This window comes from Hyphomonas sp. UBA3601 (assembly GCF_002375605.1).
Taxonomy (GTDB): domain Bacteria; phylum Pseudomonadota; class Alphaproteobacteria; order Caulobacterales; family Hyphomonadaceae; genus Hyphomonas.
The window spans coordinates 21608-30281 of the sequence record NZ_DFME01000039.1 but is presented as its reverse complement, the minus strand read 5'-3'; the positions used below and the strand labels follow the sequence as shown (position 1 = coordinate 30281).

Below are 8674 nucleotides of genomic sequence, written 5' to 3'. Positions count from 1 at the left end.
ACTGCATACCCGCCGAACCTGCCGGGCAGAGTCGATGGCACGAAGTTCACTTCCCCCGCGAGAACCATGTCAGCGCTAACCAGCTCCATCGCCTCACTCCTGAAGCGCTCAAGGTCTGATACATTTCCGCTCTTCTTGACTTTTTGCCGGGCTATTTCCGTCCATACTTCATTCATGTGCGTCTGAATGGCAGCCTGCGGTTCACGAAGAAAACTGCTGAGCCGCATCGGTTCGCCAGTCGCTCCGTTATAGAGCCGTCCAGCGGTGAAGTAATTTCCATGTGCGCCGCCAGTGAACGTATAATGGAAGCCTTCGAGGCTCACAACATTTCCACTCTCAGCTACGATATCCCAATTGATCCGTAGGCCATAGGCTCGGAAGTAATCCGGGTCTGCCGCTTTGTAGGCTTGGGCGTCTTCCGACATCGCCACGATCCGGATTTGTGCATTCTCTACCAGATCCATGCCAATGGCTGGCGCCTTGGAGAACACGGCCTCATCAATTGTGACCTCAGCCTTGAGAAACTCATCATCGACGATGATCTCGCGGGGAAGTTCGTCTACCGAAGCAATGGTCGCAACATCAATCGCGGTGTCTTCTTCACCTGCCTCGTCAACCTCACCTGACGTTTCACTCACGTCCGACAAGTCCCGAACCTGTTTCTGACACCCAGCCGCCAGCAAAAGCGCCCCCGTCAACGCAATCAAGGCAAGTCTCTTCATGCAAAACTCCGTTATAGGCTGAGCAACTCAGCGTCCCCGCCCTGTGCCGTAATGTTCACCGTCAGGGTGCGCTCAGTTGCGAAACGATGCAAGTAGTGCGGGCCACCGGCCTTCGGGCCGGTGCCAGACAAGCCATCTCCCCCAAAGGGCTGTACACCCACAACAGCCCCCGTCATTGACCGGTTCACGTACGTATTGCCAACAGGATAGGCGTCGCGCACCTCCTGCTGAAAGCTTTCGAGCCGCGAATGAACGCCCAGTGTCAGTCCGTATCCCTTGCCTCTCATCATTGCGCCAACTTCAGCAATGTCATCCGGATCGTACCGCAGTACATGAAGGATCGGGCCGAACTTCTCCTCAGTTATCTGGTCGATGGAACTCAGCTCAATCAGCGCGGGACCAAACCCATAGCCCGTTTCGCCGATCCGGCCGGGCGACAATTGGTGCAACACCGTAGCCTCGTCCTTCATCATCTGGACATAGGCCTGAAGGGAAGCGCGGGACTCTGCATCGATCACGGGACCCAAATCGGTGTTTGGCTGACCGGGGTCACCGATGTTGAGCTCGTCCATCGCACCGATCAAGCCTTCGATCAGATGGTCTGCAGTCTCGTTCGGCAGGAACACGATCCGAAGCGCGGAACAACGCTGGCCCGCTGACCCAAAGGCGGAGTCAATAACATCATCTATGACTTGCTCTCTCAGCGCCGTTGTATCGACGAACATGCTGTTCAAACCGCCTGTTTCGGCGATCAGCGGTGTAATCGGACCGTCGCGGTCCGCCAGTGTCTTGTTGATGATCCGGGCTGTCGTCGTCCCGCCGGTGAAGCATACGCCGGATACACGAAGGTCGCCGATCAGCTTGGCGCCAACCGATTCTCCCCCGCCCGGCAATAGATGCAAGGCGTCACCTGGCAACCCGACCTTCTGGAACAGTTTCACCGCCTCGAACGCAATCAGGGGCGTCTGTTCTGCCGGCTTTGCCACCACCGTGTTACCCGCAGCCAATGCCGCGGAAACTTGACCCGTGAAAATAGCCAGCGGGAAGTTCCATGGACTGATGCAACAAAATACACCGCGGCCGTGCAGGGAGATGTGATTGGTTTCGCCAGTCGGCCCGGGTAATTTCTGCAGTGTCGTGAATTCCGCTTCCGCCTGCATGGCGTAGTAGCGACAAAAATCGACTGCTTCCCGGACTTCCGCAATACCATCCGCCAACGTCTTGCCGGCTTCGCGAGCCATCAGCGCGATCAGCCGTTCGGCATTTTCCTCAAGCGCGTCGCCCATGGCACGCAGATGTTTCGCTCGCTCCGCGCCGCCGAGCTCATCCCAGCCGGGCTGAAACCGGGTCGCCGCCGTCAGTGCCCGGTCGATATCGTCATCCTGCGCTTCCCGGCAGCTGCCAAGAACGGTCTCGGTATCGAACGGCACGCGGATCATCTCTCCACCACCTGTGACCGCTTTGCCAGACACGATAGGTCCAGCCGCAATCGAAGGGCTGTCCCGGAAACTCTTGATCGCGGCGGCCATCTCATCGCGCACACTGCGCTGGCTGAGGTCGAGACCGGTGGAGTTGCGACGTTCAGCGCCATACAGCCGTGGCGGCGTCGGGATGCGCGGGTGACGTCGGGGACCGACCTCCACCTTGACGATGGGATCCGCCACAACCTGTTCAGGCGGCACGTCCGGATCAAGGAAGGAGTGTACAAAGCTTGTATTCGCGCCATTTTCCAGCAGGCGTCGCACCAGATATGGAAGCAAGTCTTTGTGCGCACCGACAGGTGCATAGACCCGTACGCGGCGGCCTAGACCGGCAGCCCCATAGAGCGCCTCTCCCATACCATGCAAGCGCTGGAACTCGAATGTCGAGTTCCCAATCTCATCAGCGAGCATCTCGATCGCGGCAACCGAGTGCGCATTGTGCGTGGCAAATTGCGGGTAGATGGCATCCTTGGCTTCCAGCATCTTGCGCGCGCAGGCCAGATAGTTGAAGTCGGTCCCGGCCTTTGTGGTGAAGACCGGGAAGTTCGGATAGCCCTCGACGTGGGCATGCTTGATTTCGCTGTCCCAGTATGCGCCCTTCACGAGCCGCACCATGAAACGATGGCCTGTCTGCTCGGCGAGATCTTTCAGCCGGTCGATCACATCACCTGCGCGCTTCTGGTAAGCCTGAACAGCCAGCCCCAGCCCGTTCCAGTTCCTCAGCGAAGGTTCCCGCGCGAGCCGATCAAGAATCTGCAAGCTGAGCACCAGCCGGTCAGCTTCCTCCGCATCAAGACAGAGGTTGATATTGGCTTTCGCTGCGCGTTCACATAGCTCCAGCACGGACGGATACATTTCATCCATGATCCGCGCTCGGTTTACCGCTTCGTAGCGCGGGTGAAGCGCGGACATCTTCACCGACACGCCATTACCTTGTTCCGGCGCGGTGGATTTATCCTTTTCGGCGGCAACGCCATCAATCGCGTGCTGGTAAGCTTTCAGGTAACGCGCGGCATCTTCGGCGGTGCGGGCCCCTTCCCCGAGCATGTCGAAGCTGAAATGCGCTGCATCCCCTGCCTTGACCATTCTGCGTCCGCGCTTCTGGGCATCCTTCACGGTCCGTCCGAGAACAAACTGTTCACCCATGATGCGCATGGCCTGCATCATGGCAGCGCGGATGACCGGTTCACCGCTTTCGCGGATCAGGCCCTGAATAAACTTCGCGGGTCCTTTCTTCAGGCTTGCAGGCACACCAATTACTTGCCCGGTCAGCATCAACCCCCAGGTGGAGGCATTTACCAGCCAGGATTCGGACTGTCCTTGGTGCGCGCTCCAGTCGCCGGAGCGGATTTTCTCTGCAATCAACTCATCGCGCGTTTCGGCGTCGGGCACCCTCAGCAGCGCCTCGGCCAGACACATCAAGGCCAGACCTTCTGCATTCGACAGACCAAACTCCTCAAGGAAGCTTTCCATCATGCCCTTATCGCGGCCACGCGCACGGGCGGTCTCGACCAGTTCCAGCGCTCGACGCATGGTTGCCTGGCGCAAGTCATCGGATAGTGGTGTCTGTTTGAGCAGATCCTCCAGCAAGGCCTCCTCATCCGCAAACTTAATCTGGTCGAGTGCATGCCAGTCAATTTTTTCAAGCGCGAGCGTGTCAGCCATATGGGTACTGGTCCGGTAAGTGTGAGCCTGTAGGCGTAGGAGCAATTATCAGCCTGAATGTGGTGAAAACGGGTTAGTCCTGCCCCGATCTGCACCAATTCCGAATTATCTATATCTTTTCACATGACCCGATGCGAGAGAAGTTCAACGCATCCCGGCCTCTTTACGCAGTGCACCAACACGGCCACATTGGCGCGGGACTGGCTGAGGCTGTTGAAGGAGCGCTCATGCGCATCATGCTCGTTACGGACGCCTGGGATCCTCAGGTTAATGGCGTCGTGCGCACAATGAAGCGCGTGATCGAAGAAACCGAGGCTATGGGCCATGTCTGGGAGATTGTTCATCCCGGCCAGGGGTTTCGAACCATGCCACTGCCGACCTATCCGGAAATCAAGCTGGCCCTGTTCGCCCGGCGCAGGATTGAAGATCGGTTCCACGAATTCGAGCCTGACGCTATCCATATCGCTACCGAAGGCACCCTCGGCATGGCCGGGCGCGCCATGTGCCTCATGGTGAAACACCCCTTTTCGACCGCCTATCATACACGATTTCCGGAATATGTTTCAGCGCGACTACCGGTCCCCACCCGGGCTGGATACTCCTTTGTGCGCTGGTTCCACAAATATTCCGGCAAGGTCATGGTACCGACCCCCTCCATGGTGAAGGAGCTGGAGGCCCAGCGCTTCATCAATCTCGTCGCCTGGAGCCGGGGTGTGGACACCAACATGTTCACCCCGGAGCGCCGCATCGAGGAAGGTCAGCCGGGCGACCCGTTTGAGGGCCTGCCACGCCCGATTTTCCTGAATGTCGGCCGCGTCGCCGTGGAAAAAAACATCGAAGCCTTTGCCGAACTGGACTTGCCGGGCACGAAAGTGATCATTGGCGATGGCCCGCAGCGCGAGGAATTGCAGAAGCGCTATAAAGACGTCGTCTTCCTGGGCGCAAAGTTCAATGAAGAACTCGCGACCTGCTATGCTGGCGCAGATGTCTTTGTCTTCCCGAGCATGACGGACACATTCGGACTTGTTGTTCTGGAAGCCATGGCGTCCGGCACACCGGTTGCGGCTTATGATGCAACCGGTCCGCGCGATGTTATCCCGGGCTCCGATGCGGGGACGATTACACCTGCTGGCGGCAATCTTGCCGAAGGCGCTGTCGCCTGTCTCTCGCTCAGCCGCGCCACGTGCCGCGCCTATGCTGAGACCTATAGCTGGCGCGCCTGCGCCGAAGCCTTCATCGAGAATTTGCAGCCGCTGCCAGCCCCCGCCCGCAAGAGGTTCTGGCAAAAGATCAGGCTGCGCCGCCGGAAGAAGCCAACCTTGCCCAGCCTATAGCTATTCGCGGGCACCCCTTGTCTCGAGCTGTCGGGCCACCTCCTGCTCGGCAATGCGTAATTCATCCGGTAACGGGATCAGGCCCTTTTCGAGCAGATAGCCATCCGGCCCCATGGCGCGGTCTGATACAAATTCCTGAACGAATTCGGTCAGGCCCGGTACGAGCGGGATATTCTGGTTCTTCACATAGATGTACATGCTGCGCGACAAGCCATACTCGCCTGACGCGATGGCCTCGAAGGTCACCGGTACGCCATCCAGATGCGCCGCCTTCACGCGATCTCCATTCTGCTCGAGGAAAGAATAGCCTAGCACGCCCACAGCCGTTGGTGTCTTGATCAGCGACTGGATGATCGCCGTATCATTTTCACCAAGGTCGATCCACGCACCATCGGTACGAATCGTATGCGTGCGCAGCCGGAAGGCTGCCGGGTCAGCCTGCTTTAACGCCACCAATTCCGGCAAGGCAAGCGCGCCTTGCTCCATGCCGAGCTCGGTGAAGGCATCCCGCGTGCCAGATGTAGGCGGCGGTCCAAGCACCATGATTGGCTCGTCAGGCAAGTCCGGACTGATCTCGGACCAGTTCTTGTAGGGATTGGGGCGGAAACCGCCCTGCCCATCTGGAATGTGAGCCGCAAGCGCGAGGAACACTTCCTCCTTCGTCAGGTCGAGAGTCGGAGCCTGGCGAGCATTGGCCAGCACAATCCCATCGAACCCGACCGACAAGGCCGTTATTTCGGTTATGCCATTTTCGGCGCACAGCGCCTGTTCGCTTTCAGTGATCATGCGTGAGGCGTCCGAGATCGACGGACGATCCGGTCCGATTTTCTGGCAGAATGTCTTGAACCCCCCGCCCGTCCCTGTGGTTTCCACTATGGGGGTCGGATAACGCGTGGTCGCCCCGAAACGCTCGGCAACGGTTGTTGCAAACGGCGCGACCGTGGAGGAACCGACTATGCGAATTTTGTGTGTGCCGTCTGCGCTGACAGGTGGCGGCGGGATGGTGTCCCCCGTGTCCAGATCAGACAGGTCAGTCCGGCCGCACGCAGCCGAGAACAAAAGAACGAGGGGGAAAAGAATACTGCCAATTCTGGCTGTCATGCGATCATGGCTCCGGCGAACGACATCTGGCTGAGGGGCGTTGGCACCCGGCCTGATGCCCATAAAGCAAGGTCCCTACCCGTTCAATGTGATGTGTGGGTGACAAAAATATCAGGTTGCCCGAAATTTTTGCTTGCATGCCCGAAAAGAGTCCCCTACATCGCCCCTCGAAATCGATGTGGCGGACATCTGGGCCAACCCTTAAACTGGGGGCCCCCTGTACTAACGCCCAAAGCTGGTTAAAAGCCCTTTGGAGGTTAGGTGTCATGCACTCCTATGCTACCCCCTATAATATTGTTGCCGATGCGCAGCCTGATCTGCCGGTATGGTGTTTCCGCCCTGAGCGGGTCACTGCAGCCGCAAAATGGTTCAAGGAAAAGTTCCCTGGCGAGCCATTCTATGCCGTGAAGGCGAACCCGGGCGAGCATGTGCTCGAAGCCCTCTGGGAAGCTGGCGTACGCAGTTTCGATACGGCATCGCTGCCAGAGATCGAACTGATCCATCGCAAATTCCCGGGCGCCCGCATGGCCTTCCTGCACCCTGTGAAGAACCGCCGCGCCATCCAGCGCGCTTATCACGAGTTTGGTGTACGAATTTTTGTCACCGACACGATGCAGGAACTGCACAAGATCCTCGAGGAAACCGGCTACGCCAAGGACCTTACGATCATTGTACGGATCGCTGTATCCTGTGACGGTGCTGCTCTGCCGCTGGCAGGTAAATTCGGTGCCAGCGCAGAAGACGCGACCGAGATCCTGCGTGAAGCCCGCCATTATGCGGACGAACTGGGCGTATCCTTCCATGTCGGCAGCCAGGCGATGAAGCCTACCGCCTGGTGGACGGCTATGGCCGATGTGTCCCGCATCATCATCGCGGCTTCGGTCACGGTTGATATCGTGGATGTCGGCGGTGGCTTCCCTTCGATCTATGCGGACAATCCTCCGCCATCTCTGGAAGACTATGCGGCGATGGTTGAGCAGGCCTTCGAGAACATGTTCGTTCTTGAAAACGCCGAGTTGTGGTGTGAGCCCGGCCGCGCGCTGGTTGCCGAGTCGGAAAGCCTGCTTGCTCGTATTGAGTTGGTGAAGGATGACGCAATCTACATCAATGACGGTTCTTATGGCGCCCTCTATGATGCAGTTCACGAGCGCTGGTCGTTCCCGATGCGGGCCCTGCCAAGCAATGGACGCACGCTTGGCCGACTTGTTGAGTACACTGTGTACGGCCCGACTTGCGATTCTACCGACAAGTTCCCTGCCAAAGTTTGGCTGCCTGCCGGCCTCGAAGAAGGTGACTATCTGGAATTCGGAAACCTGGGCGCCTACGGCCGGGCCATGTCCAGTCGCTTCAATGGCTTCGGGGAAACTCTGGTCGCCCGCGTTCACGATGCGCCTTGGCCGAGTCTCTACAATGCGGTCGGCGCAGAAGTGATCTCGATCGGCGCGTCCGGCACACGCTGAACGTTAGGAAACCCGTACCGCCTGAGGACAAGCGCCAGATCTGGCACGTCTTCAGGCAACGAGGTCAGCCACGCATGGCCCCCAATTCCCTGCGCTTCAGTCTCTGGCGGAAGCACACGGATGGTCTGGCGCGCAATCGCCGCTCCTGAGTCGATATAGCTGACAGTCCGCGGGGCACTGGCCACCAATTGCGCCCGCACGAGCGGGAAATGCGTGCACGCCAATACGACCGTATCGATCCGGTCCCCACCCGGAGCGTCGAACAGAGGCTTCTGGGCTGCCTCGAAGGCATTGATCGGCAGATCCTCGCCGCGCGCATGCGCCTCTGCGAGTTTCACCAGTTCGATACTGCCATGCATCACAACGTCCACATCTCGCGCAAAATTGGAAATGAGTTCAGCCGTATAGGCGCGCCGCACCGTTCCGGGGGTTGCCAGCAAACCGATAGTGCCGGTCTGGGTCAATTGAGCCGCTGGCTTGATAGCCGGTACTGTTCCAACAACCGGAATATCCAGAGCAGCCCGCACGTCCTGCAGAGCCAGAGTCGACGCTGTGTTGCAGGCAATCACAAAGACATCCGGCTTGACTTTATCGCACAGCGCCTTGGCAACGGCCGGCAAACGCGCCTGCAAGGCTTCATCGGACTTCTCACCATAGGGGAAAAAGGCAGAGTCAGCAGAGTAATGGATACCTAGCGCCGGTCCCAAGGCGCGTATTTCTTCCACAACGGTCAGACCGCCCATGCCGGAATCGAATACCAACACCCTGCCCCGGGCGGGGGATGGCACGAAATTCGGCGGGAGCGTATCGGCAGGCATTGCAGGAATCCTAGTCGCATTCCGCTGTGGCGGAAACAGGGCATGAATTACGCAATGGCACGGGATTTGTTGTGCAGCGCAGCATTAAGCCCT

6 protein-coding genes are annotated in these 8674 nt (G+C 58.7%); 2 read left to right on the top strand and 4 right to left on the bottom strand.

Going from position 1 to position 8674, the window contains the following annotated elements; translation table 11 throughout:
• Together B4F73_RS04740 and putA are read right to left on the bottom strand one after the other, a co-directional pair.
• Positions 1–722, bottom strand: a 722-nt coding sequence (locus B4F73_RS04740; RefSeq protein ID WP_290482612.1) for a PdaC/SigV domain-containing protein, incomplete at its 3' end; no start/stop codon positions are given.
• 11 nt (positions 723–733) lie between these two features.
• Positions 734–3868: a bifunctional proline dehydrogenase/L-glutamate gamma-semialdehyde dehydrogenase PutA gene (gene putA, locus B4F73_RS04735; RefSeq protein ID WP_206992199.1), complete on the bottom strand. Its 3135-nt coding sequence runs from the start codon at positions 3866–3868 to the stop codon at positions 734–736.
• 227 nt (positions 3869–4095) lie between these two features.
• On the opposite strand from putA, the gene B4F73_RS04730 reads away from it, so the two are divergent.
• Positions 4096–5202, top strand: a complete 1107-nt coding sequence (locus B4F73_RS04730) for a glycosyltransferase family 1 protein (protein WP_339637046.1) — start codon at positions 4096–4098, stop codon at positions 5200–5202.
• Here the strand turns inward: B4F73_RS04730 and B4F73_RS04725 are convergent, their stop codons facing one another.
• A complete protein-coding gene (locus tag B4F73_RS04725) occupies positions 5203–6303 on the bottom strand; it encodes a substrate-binding domain-containing protein (RefSeq protein WP_290482610.1) in 1101 nt (366 codons plus the stop codon). It abuts the gene before it with no gap.
• Positions 6304–6569: 266 nt separating this feature from the next.
• On the opposite strand from B4F73_RS04725, the gene B4F73_RS04720 reads away from it, so the two are divergent.
• A complete protein-coding gene (locus B4F73_RS04720; protein WP_206992196.1) occupies positions 6570–7763 on the top strand; it encodes a type III PLP-dependent enzyme in 1194 nt (397 codons plus the stop codon).
• Here the strand turns inward: B4F73_RS04720 and murI are convergent.
• Positions 7709–8581: a glutamate racemase gene (gene murI / locus B4F73_RS04715; RefSeq protein WP_290480455.1), complete on the bottom strand. Its 873-nt coding sequence runs from the start codon at positions 8579–8581 to the stop codon at positions 7709–7711. The genes B4F73_RS04720 and murI overlap by 55 nt on opposite strands.
• Positions 8582–8674 lie beyond the last annotated feature (93 nt).

Excerpts from the sequence above, each read along its gene's own strand:
- B4F73_RS04725 (WP_290482610.1), bottom strand. The coding sequence starts at position 6,303 with ATGACAGCCAGAATTGGCAGTATTCTTTTCCCCCTCGTTCTTTTGTTC.
- B4F73_RS04720 (WP_206992196.1), top strand. The coding sequence starts at position 6,570 with ATGCACTCCTATGCTACCCCCTATAATATTGTTGCCGATGCGCAGCCT.
- murI (WP_290480455.1), bottom strand. The coding sequence starts at position 8,581 with ATGCCTGCCGATACGCTCCCGCCGAATTTCGTGCCATCCCCCGCCCGG.
- putA (WP_206992199.1), bottom strand. The coding sequence starts at position 3,868 with ATGGCTGACACGCTCGCGCTTGAAAAAATTGACTGGCATGCACTCGAC.
- B4F73_RS04730 (WP_339637046.1), top strand. The coding sequence starts at position 4,096 with ATGCGCATCATGCTCGTTACGGACGCCTGGGATCCTCAGGTTAATGGC.